At 54.1% G+C, this 22,461-nt stretch carries 17 protein-coding genes; 4 read left to right on the forward strand and 13 right to left on the reverse strand.

What is annotated here, in order from left to right; genetic code table 11:
* Window positions 1-441 precede the first annotated feature (441 nt).
* From pssA to rluD, 6 genes are all read right to left on the reverse strand, one after another.
* Window positions 442-1,356, reverse strand: coding sequence for a CDP-diacylglycerol--serine O-phosphatidyltransferase (gene pssA, locus ACT3TR_RS05305; protein ID WP_412767933.1), 915 nt, complete (start codon window positions 1,354-1,356; stop codon window positions 442-444).
* A gap of 190 nt (window positions 1,357-1,546) precedes the next feature.
* Window positions 1,547-2,038, reverse strand: a complete 492-nt coding sequence (ilvN, locus tag ACT3TR_RS05310) for an acetolactate synthase small subunit (protein ID WP_096277993.1) — start codon at window positions 2,036-2,038, stop codon at window positions 1,547-1,549.
* On the reverse strand, window positions 2,038-3,762 hold the full coding sequence (locus tag ACT3TR_RS05315; protein WP_192536293.1) for an acetolactate synthase 3 large subunit: 1,725 nt from the start codon (window positions 3,760-3,762) through the stop codon (window positions 2,038-2,040). The genes ilvN and ACT3TR_RS05315 overlap by 1 nt, the downstream gene beginning before the upstream one ends.
* A gap of 478 nt (window positions 3,763-4,240) precedes the next feature.
* Entirely contained in the window at window positions 4,241-6,865 is a 2,625-nt protein-coding gene (gene clpB / locus ACT3TR_RS05320; protein WP_444625055.1) for an ATP-dependent chaperone ClpB, read from the reverse strand.
* 165 nt (window positions 6,866-7,030) lie between these two features.
* On the reverse strand, window positions 7,031-7,801 hold the full coding sequence (gene pgeF, locus ACT3TR_RS05325; RefSeq protein ID WP_192536291.1) for a peptidoglycan editing factor PgeF: 771 nt from the start codon (window positions 7,799-7,801) through the stop codon (window positions 7,031-7,033).
* Window positions 7,798-8,757 carry a 23S rRNA pseudouridine(1911/1915/1917) synthase RluD gene (gene rluD, locus ACT3TR_RS05330; protein ID WP_441686762.1) on the reverse strand — a complete coding sequence of 320 codons (960 nt, stop codon included), beginning with the start codon at window positions 8,755-8,757 and terminating at the stop codon, window positions 7,798-7,800. Before rluD ends, pgeF begins: the two co-directional genes overlap by 4 nt.
* 207 nt (window positions 8,758-8,964) lie before the next feature.
* Between rluD and ACT3TR_RS05335 the strand changes: the two genes are divergently transcribed.
* On the forward strand, window positions 8,965-9,780 hold the full coding sequence (locus tag ACT3TR_RS05335) for an outer membrane protein assembly factor BamD (protein WP_444625054.1): 816 nt from the start codon (window positions 8,965-8,967) through the stop codon (window positions 9,778-9,780).
* 130 nt (window positions 9,781-9,910) lie between these two features.
* On the opposite strand, the gene ACT3TR_RS05340 is transcribed toward ACT3TR_RS05335, so the two are convergent.
* Entirely contained in the window at window positions 9,911-11,545 is a 1,635-nt protein-coding gene (locus ACT3TR_RS05340) for an NAD+ synthase (protein ID WP_444625066.1), read from the reverse strand.
* Between the two features lie 135 nt (window positions 11,546-11,680).
* Here ACT3TR_RS05340 and ACT3TR_RS05345 point away from each other — a divergent pair, with 135 nt between their 5' ends.
* A complete protein-coding gene (locus ACT3TR_RS05345) occupies window positions 11,681-11,953 on the forward strand; it encodes a PP0621 family protein (protein ID WP_444625053.1) in 273 nt (90 codons plus the stop codon).
* Here ACT3TR_RS05345 and thiO read toward each other — a convergent pair.
* Window positions 11,950-13,053 carry a glycine oxidase ThiO gene (gene thiO / locus ACT3TR_RS05350; protein WP_444625052.1) on the reverse strand — a complete coding sequence of 368 codons (1,104 nt, stop codon included), beginning with the start codon at window positions 13,051-13,053 and terminating at the stop codon, window positions 11,950-11,952. The genes ACT3TR_RS05345 and thiO overlap by 4 nt on opposite strands.
* A 134-nt stretch (window positions 13,054-13,187) precedes the next feature.
* Here thiO and ACT3TR_RS05355 point away from each other — a divergent pair, with 134 nt between their 5' ends.
* Window positions 13,188-13,724 (forward strand): GspH/FimT family pseudopilin, encoded by a 537-nt coding sequence (locus ACT3TR_RS05355; protein WP_444625051.1) that lies wholly within the window; start codon window positions 13,188-13,190, stop codon window positions 13,722-13,724.
* 23 nt (window positions 13,725-13,747) lie between these two features.
* Here ACT3TR_RS05355 and trxB read toward each other — a convergent pair whose 3' ends face one another.
* Window positions 13,748-14,701, reverse strand: a complete 954-nt coding sequence (gene trxB, locus ACT3TR_RS05360; protein ID WP_441686576.1) for a thioredoxin-disulfide reductase — start codon at window positions 14,699-14,701, stop codon at window positions 13,748-13,750.
* Between the two features lie 260 nt (window positions 14,702-14,961).
* On the opposite strand from trxB, the gene acnA reads away from it, so the two are divergent.
* Window positions 14,962-17,694 carry an aconitate hydratase AcnA gene (gene acnA, locus ACT3TR_RS05365; protein WP_444625050.1) on the forward strand — a complete coding sequence of 911 codons (2,733 nt, stop codon included), beginning with the start codon at window positions 14,962-14,964 and terminating at the stop codon, window positions 17,692-17,694.
* Window positions 17,695-17,762: 68 nt separating this feature from the next.
* Here the strand turns inward: acnA and ACT3TR_RS05370 are convergent, their stop codons facing one another.
* The 4 genes from ACT3TR_RS05370 to ACT3TR_RS05385 form a co-directional block, all read right to left on the reverse strand.
* A complete protein-coding gene (locus tag ACT3TR_RS05370; RefSeq protein WP_444625049.1) occupies window positions 17,763-19,442 on the reverse strand; it encodes an NAD-dependent malic enzyme in 1,680 nt (559 codons plus the stop codon).
* A gap of 180 nt (window positions 19,443-19,622) precedes the next feature.
* On the reverse strand, window positions 19,623-20,834 hold the full coding sequence (locus ACT3TR_RS05375) for a YeeE/YedE family protein (RefSeq protein ID WP_096277968.1): 1,212 nt from the start codon (window positions 20,832-20,834) through the stop codon (window positions 19,623-19,625).
* 732 nt (window positions 20,835-21,566) lie between these two features.
* Window positions 21,567-21,692: a hypothetical protein gene (locus ACT3TR_RS05380; protein WP_444625048.1), complete on the reverse strand. Its 126-nt coding sequence runs from the start codon at window positions 21,690-21,692 to the stop codon at window positions 21,567-21,569.
* A gap of 31 nt (window positions 21,693-21,723) precedes the next feature.
* On the reverse strand, window positions 21,724-22,458 hold the full coding sequence (locus tag ACT3TR_RS05385) for a hypothetical protein (RefSeq protein ID WP_444625047.1): 735 nt from the start codon (window positions 22,456-22,458) through the stop codon (window positions 21,724-21,726).
* Window positions 22,459-22,461 lie beyond the last annotated feature (3 nt).

A 22,461-nucleotide genomic window follows, 5' to 3' on the forward strand; every position in this document is an offset into this window, starting at 1 on the left:
GTTCAAACGAATTCATTCAAAACGGATTAAAAAGGCAATGCCTTTAAAACCTTATTGCTTGAGTCGCTTGCCTTGATATTGGGTGATTTGTCACCAACATCAGCAAGCGCCCACATGAATTACCTGATCAAATTGTTAAAGAGCGTTTCGCTGTGACTATCGTGTTGTGATAGCGGGCCAACCGTTGAACTGTCTGGCCTCAGCGAGGAAGGCGTATTCTACGCACTTCCGAGCGTTTGTCAATCGGCAATTTCTGGGGCCGATTCGGAAAACATTTTTCGATGACCTGAAAATGCTAACCTGCTGACAAACCGAAGATTTTCACCTTCATCCACCGCTGGTAACGCTAGGCGTCCCCGGCAGCGGATGCGTACTTTACGGACTCGCTACCGGGTTGGCAAGGGCTCTGGTGAAAATAAGTATAAAAACTGACTGACCGGTTTAGCTCTTGGATTTTGCTTTGCGCATAATGGCTAAAACAGGCCCTGATGCCACGTAGGTACCAAACAGCAATAGCAGCATTACTGACGGCTCGACCGAGATCAGCACAAAGGCTAATACGATGGCTAACAGCACCACAAAAGGCACCGGCTTACGTACATCAAACTCTTTAAAGCTGTAATAGCGAATATTGCTTACCATTAATACGCCGGCGGCGGCCACAACGACCAGCATCAGCAGCTTGAAACCAAACGCATCGGCGTCAAAGCTATGGAAGGTCCAGACACTAGCGGCGACTAACGCTGCGGCGGACGGGCTTGGCAAACCGATAAACCATTTTTTATCGACACTACCAATTTGGACATTAAAGCGCGCAAGGCGCAGCGCAGCGCAGGCAACGTAAAGGAAAGCGACCACCCAGCCGGTTTTACCAATGTCTTGCAGAATCCAAGTAAACGCGACCAATGCAGGCGCCATGCCGAACGAGATCATATCTGCCAGGCTATCGTACTCAGCCCCAAATTCGCTCTGCGTATTGGTCATACGTGCAACACGGCCATCCAAACCATCTAGCACCATCGCAATAAAAATCGCCACGGCTGCCGAGGCAAATTCACCATTAATGCCAGCAACCACGGCAAAGAAACCAGCAAACAGTGCCGATGTGGTAAATAGGTTGGGTAGTAGATAGATACCTTTACGGCGAATCTTCTTGCCGTCTTCTACCGCCTCTTCGACCACTTCGGTTTCACGCAGAAAAGCAGCCGCCAGATCTTCATTGCCACCGCCCTCTGAATGTTCGTCAGCGCCAGGCTGTGCCGGGCTGGACTGATCCAGATCTGAACTCTCCTTGCCTAGTCCTGCGGCTGGCTCACTCGAGCCTGGGTGCTGTTGATCGCGAGCGTCCTGTGTCATAGGTTTCATCCATTAAAAGTGAAATCACGGGAACAGTGTTGGCTTTCATTCTACACGGTGAATGGCACTCAGCCAGCCAATTGCAACTAGGCACCGGCAAACAGAAGCGCAAAAGCCGCCCATAAAAAAACGCCGCCCCAGTCAAATCATGGAAGCGGCGTTCTTTGCTTACTTATCGCGCTACTGGCGCTTAGAGCGATAAAACCTTGTCACCGCGGGCGATGCCCGAAACGCCGGTACGCGCAACTTCGAGAATACCCACGGGTGCCATTGCCTGCAGGAACGCATCAAGCTTGCCCGCATCGCCCGTAATCTGCACGGTATACAGGCTGGGCGTAACGTCGACGATCTGCGCGCGAAAAATATCCACTGTACGCTTTACCTCATCGCGTGCTGCTCCCAGCGCTTTCACTTTCACCAGCATCAGCTCACGCTCAATGTGGTTGCCTTCAGTAAGGTCCACCAACTTCACCACATCAATCAGCTTATTAAGATGCTTAGTGATCTGTTCAACCACACGGTCATCGCCTATGGTCGTAACCGTTAAGCGCGAAAGCGAGGGATCTTCCGTCGGCGCTACGTTAAGCGTTTCAATGTTGAAATTACGCTGAGAGAACAGCCCGACCACACGTGACAGCGCACCCGGCTCGTTCTCCATCAGAATCGAGATGATATGACGCATCAGGTACGCTCCGTTTTAGACAGCAGCATGTCGCGCATAGCGCCTAACGGCACCTGCATCGGATAGACGTGCTCAAAAGGGTCGACCTTCACGTCAAGGAACACCAGCTCATGCTTGTCAGCAAACGCACGCTCTAGCGCGGGCTCAAGCTCTGCAATCGTGGTCACCGTAATCGCCGTAAACCCATACGCTTCAATCAGCATATGAAAATCGGGGAGCGATTCCATATAGGAGTGTGCGTGGCGAGATTTGTAGTTCAAATCCTGCCATTGGCGCACCATGCCAAGCGACGCATTATTCAGATTGACGATTTTAACGCCTACACCATACTGCTTACAGGTGGAGAGCTCCTGCATCATCATCTGAAAACTGCCTTCACCGGTCACGCAGACAACGTCGCTTTCCGGAAAATTCTGTTTGACCCCCATCGCGGCAGGAAAACCAAAGCCCATAGTGCCTAACCCACCCGAGGTAATGAGCCGGTTAGGTTTATCAAACTTGTAATACTGGGCTGCAAACATCTGGTGCTGACCAACGTCCGTCGTCACATAAGCCTCGCCTCGCGTAACGCGGCAGAGGGCCTCAACGACTTCCTGCGGCTTAAGTGCCTCGCCGGGCTTTGAAGGCTCATAAAGTTTGCCGACACGATCGGCACGCCAGCCATCAATTTTTTGCCACCAATCGGTGAGCGCCTCTGGGTGAGCAATTTTCTGCCCTTGCACCAGGCTAATCATCTCATTGATAACACTAAGCGCAGGCCCAACGATGGGCACATCGGCACGCACCGTTTTAGAGATAGAGCTTGGATCAACGTCAACGTGAATAATTTTGGCTGTCGGGCAGAACTTTGATGTGCTGTTGGTCACGCGGTCATCAAAACGCGCTCCGATGGCAATGATCAGGTCGGCATGGTGCATGGCCATATTGGACTCATACGAACCGTGCATGCCCAGCCAGCCCAAACACTGCTGATCACTCTGGGGGTACGAACCAATGCCCATCAGCGTCGTAGTAATCGGATAACCCAGTTGCTTAACCAGGTCGGTTAGGCCGTCGCTGGCTTTGCCGGCTACCACACCACCGCCGGTATAAAACACCGGGCGCTTGGCCTTGAGCATTAGCTCCACGGCTTTTTTGATCTGCCCAGCATGGCCACGTGTGACGGGGTTGTACGAGCGCATCTTGACCTTTTTAGGATAGATGTACTCGTAGCGCTCGGTCGGCGCGGTCATATCTTTGGGGATATCAACCACGACAGGACCAGGACGGCCAGTGGCGGCTAAATAAAACGCTTTTTTGAGCACTTCTGGAATTTCAGAAGGATGACGAATCGAGAAGCTATGCTTCACGATAGGCCGCGTTACCCCGACAATATCCGTTTCCTGGAAAGCATCTTCACCAATCAGGTGGCTGGCAACCTGGCCGCACAGCACCACCATGGGAATTGAGTCCATATAGGCGGTGGCAATACCGGTCACGGCGTTGGTCGCCCCAGGGCCTGACGTAACCAGCACGCAGCCGGGCTTACCCGAGGCACGAGCGTAGCCATCGGCGGCGTGAGTGGCCGCTTGTTCATGACGCACTAAAATGTGCTTCACTTTGTCCTGACGGAATAGCGCATCATAAATATGCAGCGCTGCACCGCCGGGGTAACCATAAATGTGCTCGATGCCCTCATCTTGCAAGAAGCGGGCGATCATATCTGCGCCGGAAAGCAGTTCCACTGTATTTCTCCCCTAGAGGTCTCGAGTGCGAGCCGTACCCACATGGGCACGGTGTCGAGTGCGGCGGTATGCCGCTGCCGGCCAATGCCGGCACCTGATGCCAAACCCTGGCATGTGGCCCGGTTAGGGCCTGCACTCTCATCGGAAACGCTGCTTAATGGCAACAAAAATCAGCTGTTCCCTTGCACGGCGGTTTGCCGCGCTGGGGCGTTGGCCAGGCTGAGCGGTTAGCTCGAGCCTGGAAGTCCTTCGGCGGGTAAAGGCTTTTGCCTACCCATCGCGCGGGGATGAGGGGTTGCCCGTTAAGTCCGCGCCCGCAAATCAGGAACCGATAAGATTCCATTAGCACCCTCAGCGTGTCAACCTCCGATCAGGTCAAACGCAACAAACGTCGCCGTAAGCCATTAAAAAAGCCCCGCCAGCCATGCCGAAGGGGCTTTTTGCTTATTCAATTGCGCGCCAGTAGCGGCATTTATGGTTAGACAAACACCAGTTTTCCGTCTTCCGCCGCAATATGAATGGTATCGCCCGGCGTAAACTTACCGGCCAGCAGGTCCTGCGCCAGCGGATTTTCAATACGCCGCTGAATTGCCCGCTTAAGCGGCCGCGCGCCATACACAGGGTCAAAACCCACCACCGCTAGCTGAGCCATAGCATCGTCACTGATCTCAAGCTTCAACTCATGTTCGGCAAGGCGCAGCTTCAAGCGCTCTAACTGAATACCGGCAATGGCCTGAATCTGCTCTTGCCCCAGCGCATGAAATACGACCACTTCGTCGATACGATTGATCAACTCAGGCCGGAAGTGATTACCCACCACCTCCATCACCATGTTCTTCATCAACTCATAGCCACTGTCTTCATCAGAACTATTTTTATCAGAACTTTCTGTATCGGCGCCAGTATCACCGCCCATGCGCTGAATAATGTCCGAACCCATATTGGACGTCATGACGATCACGGTATTGCGAAAATCCACTGTGCGACCCTGACCATCGGTTAAACGACCATCTTCCAACACCTGCAGCAATATATTGAAGACATCGGGATGCGCTTTTTCCACCTCATCTAGCAGCAGCACGGAATAAGGCTTACGACGCACGGCTTCGGTTAAGTAGCCGCCTTCTTCATAGCCCACATAGCCCGGAGGCGCACCGATTAAACGAGCCACGGAGTGCTTCTCCATAAACTCTGACATATCGATACGCACCATCGCGTCTTCGGTATCGAACAAGAAGTTCGCCAGGGACTTACACAGCTCGGTTTTACCCACCCCGGTGGGGCCGAGGAATAAAAACGAACCGTTGGGTCGATTGGGGTCCGAAAGCCCGGCTCTAGAGCGACGCACGGCATTAGCCACAGCCTCTACGGCTTCGTCCTGGCCAATGACACGTTCATGCAGCGCATCTTCCATGCGTAGCAGCTTATCGCGCTCACCTTCGAGCATTTTCGAGACAGGAATACCCGTCCAGCGCGACACGACTTCCGCGATTTCTTCTTCGGTGACATTAGAGCGCAACAGCTGATGGCTTGAGGTATCGGCTTCGCCCTCACTGCTTTCAGCAATTTTTTTCTCAAGCTCAGGGATTTTGCCGTACTGAATTTCCGACATACGGCCAAGATCGCCCTGGCGGCGCGCCTGCTCAAGGTCAAGGCGCACTTGCTCCAGCTCAGCCTTGAACTGGGCGGCACCTTGAATACTAGCCTTTTCCGCCTTCCAGATTTCATCCAGATCAGCGTACTCGCGCTCTAACTCATGAATCTGATTATTGAGGGCTTCGAGGCGCTTTTTAGATGCGTCATCGGTCTCTTTCTTCAGCGCCTCACGCTCCATTTTGAGCTGAATCAGGCGCCGATCAAGACGATCCATTGCTTCTGGCTTGGAGTCCAGCTCCATGCGAATACGCGAGGCGGCCTCATCGATCAAGTCGATAGCTTTATCGGGCAGCTGGCGATCAGTGATATAGCGCGTCGATAGCTTAGCCGCCGCAATGATCGCGGAATCGGTAATATCCACCCCGTGGTGAACTTCGTAGCGCTCTTTTAGGCCACGCAAAATCGCCACGGTATCTTCTTCCGAAGGCTCATCGACCAAGACTTTCTGAAAGCGACGCTCCAGCGCGGCATCTTTTTCAATGTACTTACGGTACTCATCAAGCGTGGTCGCGCCGACGCAGTGCAGCTCACCACGCGCCAGTGCGGGCTTAAGCATATTGCCCGCATCCATCGCGCCTTCCGCTTTGCCAGCGCCGACCATGGTGTGCAGCTCATCGATAAACAGAATGACCCGCCCTTCTTCCTGGGAGAGCTCTTTAAGTACGGACTTCAGACGCTCTTCGAATTCACCACGGAATTTGGCTCCGGCTAACAGTGAGCCCATATCCAGCGACAGCACGCGTTTATCTTTTAAGCCTTCAGGCACTTCGCCGTTGACGATACGCTGCGCCAACCCTTCGACAATGGCGGTTTTACCCACGCCCGGCTCACCGATGAGCACAGGATTGTTTTTAGTGCGCCGCTGTAACACTTGGATAGTGCGGCGAATCTCATCGTCGCGGCCAATGACAGGGTCGAGCTTGCCATCCAGCGCCCGCTGAGTAAGGTCCATCGTGTACTTATTGAGCGCTTCACGCTGGTCTTCCGCATTCGGATCATCGACCGTAGCGCCGCCTCGCAGGCTGTTAATCGCCGTCTCAAGAGTTTTACGATTAATCCCAACGTCTTTGAGCAGCTTAGTAAGGGGCGAATTCATTTCTAGCGCCGCAAGCAACACAAGCTCGCTGGCAATAAACTGGTCGCCGCGCTTTTGCGCTTCGCGATCCGTTAAGTTGAAGAGCTTGATGAAATCGCGCGATGGCTGCACTTCGCCGTCGAACTGTCCTACCTTCGGCAAATTATCCAGCTGCTGCACTAAACCGTCGCGCAGACGCGCACTATTGCCTTCGGCTTTCTCAATCAGCGCTTTAATACCGGTGTCTTTGGTGTCGAGCAGGGCAAGCAGCAAATGCGCAGGGTCTAGCTGATTATGGCCGCGGCCAACGGCAAGCGACTGCGCTTGGGCAATAGCGCTTTGGAGCTTGGCGGTAAATTTATCAAAACGCATGGCGTTCCTCCTGGGGTTGCCGTGCGTTTGGACGCACCGCGTAACCCGTTAACGTGTCGTTAGACGTGCTAATAATTTTTAGCTTGACAAGTTAAATGGCGTCATTTCTGCGCTTTTCAAGAGGTAGATTAACAAACCGCTGACTTATTAAATCTTTAATGAACGCTAGTCGATCCAAATCACACTGGCCATGCGACCTGTTTTGCCGCCATCGCGACGATAAGAGTAAAAACGTGACTCGCAGGCGGTACAGAAATGACCGCCGCTGATGTGGGTAATGCCTAATGCCTCTAACCGAAAACGCGCCAGCCGATATAGGTCGGCCATGTAATGACCCAGCCGATAAGGGCTGTGATCAAAGGCTTCAGCCGTATCAGGATGAACAGCGACAAAAGCGCCGTACACCTCAGGCCCCACTTCAAACTGGGCATTAGAAATAGCGGGGCCTAGCCACACCAAAATATCATCAGGGTCGGTATTCATGGCCGCAATGGTCGCTTCTAAAACGCCCCCGGCTAAACCTCGCCATCCTGCGTGAGCAACTGCTACCTGAGTACCCGCACGATTACAAAACATCACCGGCAAGCAGTCAGCTGTCAATACGACACAGGCGTACTCACTGGTGGTCGTGAGCGCCGCGTCTGCATCGGGCGCTTCAACGCCCGGCACTGCCGGTTGATAACCCTGCTGAACGCGCGCGCCATGGGTTTGATTGAGCCATAGCAGCGGCCGCTCATCGCCTATCTCTTTTTGCAACAGCCGGCGACACAGCGCAACGTGGTCGGGGTTGTCGCCAACGTGAGCGGCAGGATTAAAAGCGGCAAAGTCATCTTGACTAGGCCCTGCCTCACGCGTGGTGACAAAAGCACGTACGTTGGCCGGCGCGGGCCAGTCTGGGATTAGCAGCGTGGGCCGTAAATCAATGGCATCGCTCATCTCATGGTCTCGTTATCTTCACGCAGGTAGTCCAGCAACATTAACAAATCATCGGGAAGATCCACCTGAAACGTTAAGGTTTCGCCACTTACCGGGTGCTTGAAAATTAATTTTCGCGCATGCAATGCCTGACGGGGAAACTCGCGCAGGATTTCCTTCAAAGGCTCAGCTGCCCCAGGCGGCAGCTTGGCGCGACCACCGTACATGGGGTCTCCCACTAGGGGGTAGCGGGCGTGCGCCATGTGAACACGAATTTGGTGAGTACGCCCCGTTTCTAACTTGCAGCGAACATGTGTGTGGGCGCGAAACCGCTCAACCACACGAAAATGCGTGATGGCTGGCTTGCCCGCCGTCGTCACCGCCTGGCGCTTGCGATCTTTCGGATGACGTCCAATCGGCGCATCAATGGTGCTGCCTGAAACCGGCTTGCCAATCACCACTGCATCGTACTGGCGTGACACGCTGCGCGCCTGCATCTGCTCAACCAGCGCCGTTTGCGCAGGCAGCGTCTTGGCCACCATCATCAGTCCCGTGGTGTCTTTGTCCAGGCGGTGTACGATGCCTGCACGGGGCACTTGAGCAATGGCCGGATGATGATAAAGCAGCGCATTGAGCAGCGTGCCGTCAGGATTACCCGCCGCTGGGTGTACCACCATGCCGGCGGCTTTATTAATCACCATCATGGTATCGTCTTCATAGACGACATCTAGGGGGATATTCTGGGCTTCAAAGCGCGTATCTTCTTCAATGGTCGCCTGCAGAGCCAGCACTTCATAGCCATGCAGTTTGGCTTTCGGCTTGAGCTGAGCGCCATCTACCGTTAACTCCCCGCTATTAATCCACGCTTTTAAGCGCTCGCGGGAATAATCGCTGAACAACTCAGCCGCCGCTTGGTCTAAACGCGCACCGGCTAAAGAGGCGGGCACGCGCTGCGTGTCTTCAACTATTCGAGACATGAAAAACCTCTTTAAAACGCAAAAACCCTAGCCTGACGCAAAAATTTAGCTAAAGCATGGCACTATTTTCAACAACGACACCCGGCGAAACGTCGCTAAGCCTGCGTTTTAGGCCGAGGTGTTTTATAGTGGGTGGACTGCGACCTATACTATCACGGCCATCGCCGCTTTTTTGGTGATTGAGGCTTGTTTGCAACGAGGATGATGATGCGCGTTTTTTCAGCTGCCAACCGCTTTGGTGCTCTAGCCCTAAGCCTTACCCTGCTAGCGGGCTGTGCAAGTAATGACACCAGCGATGAAGAGCCAGATGAGTTTGCTGGGGTACAAGAACGCGAGCTGTATGAGCTTGCTCGTACGGCTCTAGACAGTAATCGCTACCCGATTGCGATAGACCGTTTAGAAGCACTGGATACTCGCTATCCGTTTGGTGCGCATGCCGAGCAGGCACAGCTTGAGTTGGTCTATGCCTACTACGAAAACAGCAACTGGGAAGAAGCGCGTGCGGCGGCTAGCCGCTTTATTCGCCTGCACCCCGACCACCCACAAGTAGATTACGCCTACTACCTGCGTGGTCTTTCCGCGTGGCAAGCGGGTCGTTTCAGCTTAGAGCGTCTGCGCTTAATTGATATCTCAAAGCGTGACCTGGGCGCCTCACGGGATGCCTATAATGATTTCCGTGAGTTGATTCAGCGCCACCCGCAAAGTGAATACGCGCCCGATGCTCAGCAGCGTATTGTTTACCTGCGTGAACTAATGGCCCGGCACGAGCTGCACGTCGCAGATTACTACCTACGCCGCGGGGCTTATTTAGCCGCCGTTGAGCGTGGCCGCTGGGTAATCGAAAACTATCCTGAGTCCAGCGCCACTCGCGACGCCCTAGCCACGATGGTAGAAGGCTATCAAGGGCTGGATATGGATGATCGCGCCAGTGAAGTGCTCGCGGTGCTGCGTGAGAACGCGCCAGATCACGAACAGCTGCAGGGTAATCGTTTCGTGCCCAAGCACGTGAAAAAGAACGACTAACGAACCGTAAAGGCTTCGTGAACGACGTCTTTGAATGACGTTTTTCAAAAACGTTTTTCAAAAACTAAAAAACCACGCCTCGGCGTGGTTTTTTGGTTTTCTTACTCAGCAATGCTTAAAAACGCCCGGCCTAATCGCCGGGCTGCCATCCATTCACAATCGGATAGCGGCGGTCGCGGCCAAAGCCTCGTGGCGTGACGCGAACACCAATAGGTGCCTGGCGACGCTTATACTCACAGCGATCGACGAGTTTAACGACTTTATACACATCTTCATGATCGAACCCGGCGGCGATGATCGCCTCCGCGCTCATATCGCCTTCGATGTAGTTGACCAAGATCGCGTCCAGAACATCGTAGTCCGGCAACGAGTCGCTGTCCTGCTGATCGGGCGCCAGCTCTGCGCTAGGCGGGCGCTCAATCACACGCGCCGGAATCGCCGGCGACTGGGTATTGCGCCAGCGAGCCAGACGATACACCCAGGTTTTATACACGTCTTTAATTGCGTTATAGCCACCCACCATATCGCCGTAAAGCGTCGCGTAGCCCACCGCCATTTCGCTCTTGTTACCGGTGGTCAGTACCATCAGGCCTTTCTTATTCGAAAGTGCCATGAGCAGCACGCCACGACAGCGCGACTGCAGGTTTTCTTCCGTCGTGTCCCGTTCGGTACCTGCAAAGCTCTCCGCCAGCGTCCCCATAAACGCCTCGACCATGGGTTCAATCGGCAGAACTTCGTAGTGCACACCTAGCAAGTTGGCCTGCTCGGCAGCGTCCTGTTTGGAGATGTCTGCCGTGTAATGATAAGGCATCATCACCGCCTGCACCCGCTGAGGGCCCAGGGCATCGACCGCAATGGCTAGCGAGAGCGCGGAATCAATGCCGCCGGAAAGCCCCAGCACGACCCCGTCAAAACCACTTTTGTTGACATAATCGCGCAGACCGGTGACCAGCGCGCAGTAAAGGCTTTCTTCCGGTGCCGCTTCAGGATCAATCTCGCCGGGCTGAGGCTCCCATACCGTGGCACTGGTTTGTAAAAACTGAATCGGCATCAAGCCAGCCTGCCAATACGGCGCTAACACCTGCAACTCACCGCTGGCGTTAACGCAGCAAGAGCCGCCATCAAAGACCAGCTCGTCCTGGCCGCCTATGGTATTCACATACACAATCGGGCGCTTAACGTCTTGGGCGTGCTGCTCCAATAAGCGCAGCCGCTCGGCGGGCTTGTCCTGGTGATAAGGCGAGGCATTCAGCGTAATCAGCACTTCAGCACCCGCCTGAGTCGTGGCCTTGACCGGCGCACCATCCCACAGGTCTTCGCAGATCAAGATGCCTAATCGAGCGCCCTTGTGCTCATAGACCAGCGGCTGTGTGCCGGGCGTGAAATAGCGCTGCTCGTCAAACACCTGATAGTTAGGCAGCGCCTGCTTGGCGTACTCAGCTTCCCACTGACCGTTGTAAAGCACCCCAGCCAGGTTATAACACTGCCCTTCGCGTACGCCTGGATAGCCGATAATCACCAGCACATCGCGGGAGATTTTCGACGCCATTAAAGCGCGAGCTTCGCGTAGGCGTGTTTCCATTGAGGGGCGCAGCAGTAAATCTTCCGGCGGATAACCCGACAAAAAAAGCTCCGGAAAGACCACAATATCCGCCCCATGCTCAATTCGCGCTTCGCGCACGGCTTCAATGGCACGCGCGGCGTTGCCGGGAATATCCCCGACCAAAGGATCGAGTTGGGCCATTACCAGCGTTAAGTCTTGCATGGGCATCAAAATCTCTTGAGAATCTTAAGAATAGGGTTGCACCGTCATACGGCATTGTCCCGCAAGGGCCGCCAGCTAGCAAAGGCCGCGCGACACACTCACCACTTCCATCCCTGCTTCGGGAGACACAAAAGGATGAACCTCTTGATCATTCGGCTGATTATCTTCGCCGTTCTATTCTATGTCGGTTTAAAGCTTTACGGCCTCTACCGTCAACGCAAACTCGACCATCAGGTGCAGAGTAACAAAATCAACCGTCATGAAGGTGGCGAAATGGTGCGCTGCCGCTGGTGCGAAGTCCACGTTCCCGAACAAGAAGCGCTACGTGACCAAGAGCAGTGGTTCTGTTCTAGCGCCCATCGCGACCGTTTTCTGCAAGAACAGCAAAATAAAGACGGCTCACCTTAAATCGCGGCCAGCCGCGCGGGCGTAAGCTGATAAGGCGCCGGGTCTACTAGCGGCGTGCGGCCTAACAACTGGTCAACGAGTAAATGGGTTGAGGCCGGTGCTAACACTAAACCATTGCGATAATGCCCGGCATTGACGAACACGTTAGGCCGCTCAGGCAGTGCGCCAATAAAGGGTACGCCGTCAGGGGAGCCCGGGCGTAGCCCTGCCCACTGATTCGCCACCGGGCAGCTTGCCAAGGCGGGCACCATCGCCTCTGCGCTCTGCTTTAATGAGACGAGCGCCGCCTCGTCGGTGGTCTTATCAAAGCCCGCCTCTTCCAGTGTCGAGCCCACTAGCAGCAGGCCGTCTGCGCGCGGAATGATATAGCGACCGTCTTTTAATACCACGCGCTTTACCAAACCTTTAGGTGCCTGATAAGCGATCATCTGCCCTTTCACCGGTCTTACCGGTAGCCGCACCTCTAGCTGCGCTAACAGCTGAGCTGCCCAGGCGCCGCCGCATACCACAATGCGCTCAGCCTTCAATAGCCCCTGGGAAGAGACAACGCCATCTACCTGGCCATTGCTATCACTAAACCCACTGACGTCGCACTGCTCGCGCAGCGTGACATTAGGCATCGCTGCTAGACGGGCTTTCAGCGCTTTAGCTAAGCGTGGGTTGCGCACGCTGCCCAGCGTCGGCATCCACAGCGCGCTGTCGGCTGCCATCGCAACGCCGGGTTCTTTATGGCCGACAAAGTCTTTTCCCACCCTTTCGAGGGGCTTGCCCAGCTCCCGAGCCCAGTTCAGCGCGTCCTCAGCATCGTCCACGTTCAGATACAGCAGCCCTTTTTGGCGATACTCAGGATCGATACCGGTTTCTTCCAACAGTCGCAGTGCTAAAGAGGGGTAAACGCCTTCAGACCAGCGTGACAGCTGCGACACCGCCGTGTCGTAGCGCCATGGATAAAGCGGCGACACAATGCCTCCGCCGGCCCATGAAGCCTCTTTCCCGCACTCGCCGCGCTCAACCAGCGTTACTTGCTGGCCAGCATCGGCTAGTTGCAACGCCGTCATCATACCGATGACGCCGCCACCAATAATTAAGAAATCGCTCACAAAAATGTCCGTTTTGGCTTACATAAAAAATGCTCAGCGACGCCTAGTGTGACCTATGAGCTTAAGAGATTCGCTGCTGGCAACGGACAGTGAGCATAGCGCGGGCGTTAACAGGGTCAAGTGGGGAGTCGGCGATGAGCGAAGACCAGATCAAAATACACACCTCACTTGAAGGTGGATTTACGCTGTTTGAACTTCTCGTCACACTGCTGCTGGTGGGTATTATTAGCGTCTGGGGAGTGCCGCGCTTTCAAGCACTGGGCGAACGATCCGCACAAGCAAGCGAGGTTAATCGACTACAGAGCACGTTTTCTTTAGCACGCAATACCGCGATTAGCCAACGCAGCCATATCACGGTCTGCCCCACGGCTGGCGACCGCAGCGCCTGTAATAACGACTGGGCCGGTGAGCTAATAATTGTGCGCGGGAGTGACACCGATGGCATTCAAGCTCAAGACATTCTGCGCATTATGCCTATTCAGCAGAACACACAAGTGACTTACAGCCGAGGCTGGTCGCGCATACGCTACGACCCGATGGGCTATACCAGCGGCTTCAACGGCAGCTTTACCGTTTGTGCTGGCCACCGCGTCGAAGGCGCTCAGGGTCAAAAGCTGGTGCTCAGCCAGCTAGGGCGACTGAGGGTTGATGAAGCGCCTATCGATTGTTAGCCGCCTCATCATGCAGGGAAAGATTACCCGGCAATACCGTCTAGGTAACGCTCGGCATCCAATGCAGCCATGCAACCACTGCCCGCAGAGGTAATGGCTTGGCGGTAAATGTGATCCATGACATCACCGCAGGCAAATACGCCCGGTATACTGGTGGCAGTGGCATTACCTTCCAACCCGGAATTCACTTTGATATAGCCGCCATTCATCGTTAACTGGCCCGCAAAGATGCCGGTGTTAGGGCTATGACCAATCGCAATGAACAAACCTGGCGCATGAATTTCTTTGCTTGAACCATCTTTGGTGGATTTAACGCGAATACCGGTGACGCCCGAGTTATCGCCCAGCACCTCCTCGACCTCCTGGAACCACTCAAGCGCGATTTTGCCCGCCTCGGCTTTCTCAAACAGCTTGTCTTGCAAGATTTTTTCCGCGCGCAGGGTGTCGCGGCGATGCACCAGCGTCACCTTGGAAGCGATATTGGAAAGGTACAGCGCCTCTTCCACGGCAGTGTTACCGCCACCCACCACAATGACTTCTTGGTTACGATAGAAAAAACCATCGCAGGTAGCGCAGGCAGAAACGCCCTGGCCCATAAACTGCTGCTCAGTGGGCAGCCCCAGATAACGCGCGCTGGCACCGGTCGCCACAATCAGCGCATCACAGGTATAAAGGCCGCTATCGCCTTTCAACGTAAACGGTTTTTCGCCTAAACTGACCTCATTGATATGGTCGAACAGTACTTCCGTATTGAAGCGTTCAGCATGCTGCTGCATGCGTTCCATCAATTCTGGGCCCTGAACACCCTGAGCGTCACCCGGCCAATTATCCACGTCGGTCGTCGTCGTTAGCTGCCCGCCGGCTTGAATACCGGTGATCAATAACGGCTTCAAGTTTGCCCGCGCGGCGTAAACGGCGGCCGTGTAGCCAGCCGGGCCGGATCCAAGAATAATCAAACGCTCATGACGAGTTTCCATGACACCACCTTCTAGAGACTTAACTGATAGCTTTATCGATAGCCGTGTAAACAATAGCTATGCAAACAATTTGGCAGAGAGTCTGCCTGAAATGGCGTCAAGTACAAGCTATTGCAAGGTTTGCCATAGGCTATTAGGCGAATAAACCTTGAAAGCAACTGTGCAAACACCCATGTATTATTACTATGGTAAGCCATACTATAAAGAAAGACCGTGACCGTCACGTTGAGCTAAACGCTCAGCAACAAGAGGAGAATGGCATGAGCAAGATACCTGATACGCTAAGTACCTTAGAGGTTGGCAGCACCACGTATCACTACTACAGCCTCCCCCAAGCGGCCGGGGTGCTCGGCAACATCGATCGGCTGCCCAAAACGCTCAAGATTCTACTCGAAAACCAGCTGCGCTTCGCCGATGACGAGAGCGTAGCCGAAGAAGACATGCAGGCCTTGGTCGACTGGCAGGCCGAAGGCAAATCTAGCCGCGAAATAGGTTATCGCCCCGCGCGCGTATTAATGCAGGACTTTACCGGCGTGCCCGGCGTAGTGGATTTAGCTTCCATGCGCGCCGCCGTAGAAAGCCTTAACGAAGACCCTGCGAAGATCAATCCGCTGACCCCTGTCGATCTGGTCATCGATCACTCAGTGATGGTCGATAATTTCGGCAACGCTGGCGCATTTCAAGAAAACGTCGATATTGAAATGCAGCGCAACCGCGAGCGCTATGAGTTTTTGCGCTGGGGCCAGCAGGCCTTTGACAACTTCCGCGTTGTGCCGCCCGGCACCGGCATTTGCCACCAGGTGAACCTGGAGTACTTGGGCAAAACCGTATGGACCAAAGAAGAGGACGGCAAGTCCTTCGCTTACCCTGACACGCTGGTGGGCACTGACTCACACACCACGATGATTAACGGCCTGGGCGTGCTTGGCTGGGGCGTGGGCGGCATTGAAGCCGAAGCAGCCATGCTCGGCCAGCCGGTGTCGATGCTGATTCCCGAAGTGATTGGCTTTAAGTTGACCGGCAAGATGCGCGAAGGCATTACCGCCACCGATTTGGTGCTGACGGTCACTGAGATGCTGCGCAAAAAAGGCGTAGTGGGTAAATTTGTTGAGTTCTACGGCGACGGTTTGAAAGACCTGCCGCTGGCCGATCGTGCCACTATCGCCAATATGGCGCCTGAATACGGCGCTACCTGCGGGTTCTTCCCGGTCGATGATGAAACGCTGAACTATTTGCGCCTAACCGGACGCGAAGATGGCCAGGTTGCGCTTGTCGAAGCTTACAGCAAAGCCCAGGGCCTATGGCGCGAGCCCAACGATGAGCCGATATTCACCGATGCCCTGCAGTTAGATATGACAGAGGTAGTCGCTAGCCTTGCCGGCCCCAAACGCCCTCAGGATCGCGTGGCGCTACAAGATATGGCGTCGGCCTTTGGTAAGTTCATGCAGGAAGATACGAAGGCAAGCGCTACAGAGAAGGGCAAGTTCTCTTCTGAAGGTGGCCAAACCGCCGTGGGCGTAGAGCGCAGCTTCAAAGATGACACCAGCCAAGCCGTTAAGCTGAATGATCGCGACTTCAGCCTTGACCCTGGCGCGGTGGTCATTGCAGCCATTACGTCGTGCACGAACACTTCAAACCCCAGCGTTATGATGGCGGCGGGGTTGCTGGCACGTAAGGCTCGCGAAAAAGGATTAACCACCCAGCCATGGGTGAAGACCTCACTGGCACCGGGTTCTAAAGTAGTCACCGACTACCTAGCCGCCGCGGGCTTAAATGAGGACTTGGACGCCCTAGGCTTTAACCTGGTCGGCTACGGATGCACGACCTGTATCGGCAACTCAGGCCCTCTTGCCGATGAGATTGAGCAGGCGATTAACACCGGCGACCTTGCTGTCGCATCGGTGCTTTCCGGCAACCGTAACTTCGAAGGCCGCGTTCATCCGCTGGTAAAAACCAACTGGCTTGCATCGCCCCCCCTGGTTGTTGCCTATGCACTGGCCGGTAACGTGCAGCGCGACCTTACCAAGGAACCGCTTGGCCAAGATAGCAACGGTGAGCCCGTCTATCTCAAAGACATTTGGCCGACTCAGGCTGAGATTGCCACTGCCGTCGAGAAGGTCAACACCGATATGTTCCGTAAAGAATACGGTGCGGTGTTTGAGGGCGATGATGTCTGGAAAGCGATCAGCGTTTCGAAAAGCAAGGTCTATCAGTGGCCTGAATCCACCTACATCCAGCACCCGCCGTTCTTTGAAGGCATGGGCCGTGAGCCGGATGCCATCGAAGACGTACACAGCGCCCGCGTGCTAGCGATGCTGGGTGACTCGGTGACCACCGACCACATTTCCCCTGCCGGTGCCATTAAACCCGACAGCCCTGCAGGCCGCTACTTGCAAGAAAACGGCGTCAAGCCTGTCGACTTCAACTCTTACGGCTCACGCCGTGGCAACCATGAAGTCATGATGCGCGGTACTTTCGCTAACGTGCGTATCAAAAACGAGATGCTTGATGGCGTCGTCGGTGGTGAGACTCGCCATGTGCCCAGTGGCGAACAGATGGCTATTTACGATGCGGCCATGAAGTACAAAGAGGAAGGTAAACCGCTAGTCGTTATTGCCGGTAAAGAGTACGGCACCGGCTCCTCGCGAGACTGGGCTGCCAAGGGTACGCGCCTGCTGGGCGTGCGCGCCGTGATTGCCGAATCCTTCGAGCGTATTCACCGCTCCAACCTAATCGGCATGGGCGTTGTACCGCTGCAGTTTGCGGAAGGTGAAAGCCGCCAAACGCTAAAATTGACCGGCGACGAAGAGATTTCGATTGCGGGTTTAAGCGATCTCACGCCGGGCGGCACGGTGAAGGTAGTCATCAAAACTGCCGATGGGGAACGCACCGTTGATGCCAAGTGCCGAATTGATACGGTAAACGAGCTGGCTTACTACCGCCACGGTGGTATCCTTCACTACGTGCTGCGCAAGATGATCGGCGCAGCCTAAAGGTAAAACCTACCAATGCTTGCATGCCCCCACCTCGGTGGGGGCTTTTTTTTGCCTTAAACCTGCGTTTAGAAAGCGCGGCGACGGTAAGTACGGTAATCCGGCGACCAGGACGCTTTGTCAATTAGCTCACGCAGCGTAGTTCCACTGGTTTGCAACGCCACGCCGTTTTGCTGGGCCTGCGCAGCCACCTCAAAAGCAATTGACTTACTGATCTCACGAATGCGCGACAGCGGCGGTAACAGCGCACCCTTGCCATCTTTCACCAGCGGCGCTTCGCGAGCCAGTGCCCGCGAAGCGCTCATCAGCATTTCATCCGTGATGCGAGTGGCACTCGCAGCAATAACGCCCAGCCCAATACCTGGGAAGATATAGGCATTGTTGCACTGAGCAATGGCATAGGTACGGCCGTTATAAACAACCGGCGCAAAAGGACTGCCGGTAGCGACTAGCGCCTGCCCATCAGTCCAGCGGATGACATCTTCCGGTACGGCTTCAGCCTGCGAGGTGGGGTTCGAAAGCGGCATGATCACCGGGTGCTCGCAGCCCGCGTGCATCGTGCGCACAACCTGTTCGGTAAAAATACCGCGTTGGCCGCAAACGCCAATCAATACGGTTGGTTTGATCTGCGCAATGGTCTCTTCCAGGCCTTGGCCATTCCAATGCGCCACTAACGTAGCGTCATGGGCTAAACGGCGCTGAAAATCTCGCTGCCATGCTTGGTCGTTGGTCATCAGGCCATCGCGATCAACAATATAAATACGCGCCCGCGCTTCGCTTTCGGTCAAGCCTTCGGCTTCCATCGCGACAACGACCTGCTCAGCAATACCGCAACCCGCTGAACCACCGCCTACAAACACCACTCGCTGCTGAGCAATGGTTTCTTCACGGGCTTGGCAGGCGGCCATTAAGGTGCCGACCACAACCGAAGCAGTGCCTTGAACGTCATCATTGAAACAGCACAGCTCATCGCGATAGCGCTCTAAAAGCGGCACCGCATTGGCCTGAGCAAAGTCTTCAAACTGTAACAACACATTAGGCCAACGGCGCTTCACGGCGGCAATAAACTCTGCCATAAACGCCTCATATTCTTCTTGCCCTACCCGCTCGTGGCGCCACCCCATGTACATAGGGTCATCCAACAGTGCTTTGTTGTTGGTGCCCACATCAATCATGATCGGCAGTGTATAGGCGGGACTGATGCCACCACAGGCGGTATACAGCGCCAGTTTACCAATCGGGATGCCCATTCCACCGATTCCCTGGTCGCCCAGGCCTAGAATCCGCTCGCCGTCCGTGACCACGATCACTTTAACGTTATCCTTGGTCGCGCTGCGCAGGATGTCATCCATATGTTCGCGATCAGGGTAGCTAATAAACAGGCCGCGGTGATTACGATAAATATTAGAGAATTCCTGACAAGCCTGCCCCACCGTCGGGGTATAGATAATCGGTAGCATCTCTTCAAGGTGCTGGGAAACCAGGCGGAAATAGAGCGTCTCGTTATCGTCTTGAATGGCGCGCAGATGAATGTGCTTCTCAAGATCACTATGGCACTGCTGGTACTGGCGATAGACGCGCGCTAACTGATCATCAATGGTTTCTACTCTCTGAGGTAGCAAACCAATCAGGTTAAACGCCAAGCGCTCCTGTTGAGTAAACGCACTGCCTTTGTTCAATAGCGGCATTTCGAGCAAAGAAGGACCGGCGTAAGGAAGGTACAAGGGGCGTTTACTCTGGGTAGTCATAAGCACTCTCTTTTAATGTCTATCACTGCTGCAATGCAGCAACATCGGGCGTTTGCGGCGTTTGGGCTTAATGTAACATGCTCCTGAGACAAAGGTAGAAGAGACCCGTATTAAGCGTAAAAAAATGCCCCGACCAACGGCCGAGGCATCGAAACAATGACACGTTAAAGCAGAACGTGATTAGCAGCTTTTGGCCGCGGCTTGGCGCCCTTCTATACCTGCAAAAAAGAACGGACGCAGCTTAACGCCCACCATATTCCCCGCAAATGCCGCCACCAGCCACACCCAGCCGTGTAGGCTGCCCGAGGCAATACCGCTGAAGTACGCGCCAATATTGCAGCCATACGCCAAGCGCGCGCCATAGCCCAACATGAGGCCGCCGATAATCGCTGCTAATACGGACCTCAACGGAATTTTGAAATTAGGCGCAAAGCGACCAGCCAAGCTTGAGGCCGCCAGCGCGCCAAGCATAATACCGACGTTCATTACCGTGGTAATGTCGTTCCATACACTGGTTTCCAAGGCCGCTGCATTGCCAGGCGCCTGCCAATATCCCCACTGACTAACATCACCGCCTACCAGCCCATAGGCCTTGGCACCCCACAGCGCGAACGCAGAGGTAATGCCCCAAGGGCGGCCTGCCAGTGCCAGGGTGGCAAAATTTAACAGCGCCAGTGCCACCGCACCCGCTACCAGCGGCCACGGGCCTGTTAACCAACGCGAATAGCCATACTTATTCACGACAGGCGCCTGCTCAAGCTGTCCATGGCGACGTTTCTCCATCACCCAGGTAAAGGCAGCGATAGCCGCAAATAGCACCAGGCTAACCGCTATTCCGCCGCTTACTCCGGCAACGTTAACCAGCGACACTGGCTGAAAGGCGGGTAAGCTCTGCCACCAAGCAAAATGCGCCGAGCCAATCACCGAACCAACAATAAAGAAAACCAGGGTGATCAGCATGCGCGCATTACCGCCGCCCGCTGTAAACAGCGTGCCAGAGGCACAGCCGCCGCCCAACTGCATGCCAACGCCGAAAATAAATGCTCCAACCAGTACCGAAATACCAATCGGCGAGACAAACCCAGTCACCGGTGTACCAAACAACGTGCCCGCGCCAAGAGCCGGGAAAAACAGCACCACGGCAATCGCCAGCATCACCATCTGCGCGCGCAGGCCACGCCCTCGTCGCTCGGTAATAAACACACGCCATGCGGACGTAAAGCCAAACGCCGCATGGTAAAGCACCATCCCCAGCAGGCCGCCGACAATCATCAGCAGCCCGGTATTGGCTTCAAACACCATCCCCACCAGCAACGCGCCTAAAACAATCGCCGCCGTGGCGATCAGCGGCACACGATAGCTCTGAGGCGCAGCAACCGTCGTAGTTGACATACATTCACCTTTAGCAGCACCAAAAGCGCCTGTTAAGAAACAGGCGCTTTTGATAGACATGGACAATAGTTATAAGCCTAACGATAGCTGTAGAGCGCGGGAAATTCTTTATTTAGCAGTTCTTATAGCTTTATGGAATATGGCAACTAAGACATAGCAGCTGGCCAAGGTGGGCGCCGCCGCGCAGAGGATCCGGTGTCAGGCCGATGCAGACCAAGGCAGGAGCACTCATATCTTGTAGGTGGCCGCTGCCACCGTAGATGCGTAGAGAACGAATAATGATAGAAGACTTACCGCCAAGAAAATTAGCAACTGCTTTCCTTGGCAAGTAATGAGTGCGTCGGGCAGCATCAATGCTGCATTATTAGTCAAACTCAGAATAGATATTTAGTGACGTTTTCTGTCCCTTTTTGCATCTTTTTTACGTTGAAGTGTATTGAGTCCGTTACCAGCACTATCGATAAGTACTATAAACGTAGTTACTATAGCAAACACTGCGGATAGACGACTGATCGTCTCTAATACCTCCCATAATGCGCCTGTTAAAATCCTGTCGAACCCAAGGTGCCCGAAGTGCCCAAGTACGAGTGACCCACCGCTTGCAAAACAAATTATAAAGGCCCATATCCGAACCTTGTTGATTAATTTTATCGTCTTATTCATCTTGCCCTCCTCCGATGTCCAACCAGGCATCGTTGAGCGTGCTAATGATGCCGTTTAGATCCAGCGCTTCTACGCCGTTGGCAGAGGCTTTGGGGCCAAGTAGGTAATACGCCCACCGGGAATAGCCTGAGACTCTCCTGCATGATGAGGCTGTTTAAGATCAGGCTGTGGCAGATCCGGTTCTCCTAAACTCATTGGTTATATCCTGATGATAAAGATCAGAATCTCAAAGCACGTCGACCTTTCCTTCTTCATAAGCTGCATTCGGCAAATGTTCTTTAAAAAATTGAATGCGCTCATCCAATTCCTCTGGAAGACAATAAATAAGATGTGTACGCGGCCTATAACTTGAATTCCGCTTGAAGGGTTTCCATTGATAGGTCAACGAAATAATGCTTCTTTTCCGCCACACCTTTATTTGCTCTGTCTTTGTCCAATCAATCTCTTCATATTGGCTTCCTCGCGCCATTTCCTGATAGCCTTTCGATGATCCCATCATCCAGGCTGCTAGCCCCATAGCTAGCGGGCCAAGGCTGGTAATGATTAGAGAAGGATCCATAAGGATAAGCACCACTACAATCGGCATTAAGATAATGGCCGACCACTTTAGAAATGGCTTTACGGTATCCATTTGTGGCTTCCAGGAACACACTTCAGCGTTTTTTTCTGTAAAGCGGTAAACAAGGATAGTAGTCTGGTGGGTCATACTCATGGGAATCAATATTGCCATGAGTAGCCCGCCGAGTCCGAATAGAGCAGCCGACAAAATCGATTCATTCCCTGACATCAATAAGAATAAAATAAAAATAGAAGAAACAAGCACTAAAACTGCTAACAAAATATTTGCTACAAAAGTATTATAGTTTCGCGCGCGGATTTGCCAACTCATGACTGCTGTCTCGTCCGCATGTTTCCACGGCATCTGCGAAATATAGCTTTTCTTAGGCTGAATAAACCACATATA

This window comes from Halomonas sp. AOP12-B1-6 (assembly GCF_052379225.1).
In the GTDB taxonomy this organism is placed as follows: domain Bacteria; phylum Pseudomonadota; class Gammaproteobacteria; order Pseudomonadales; family Halomonadaceae; genus Vreelandella; species Vreelandella casei.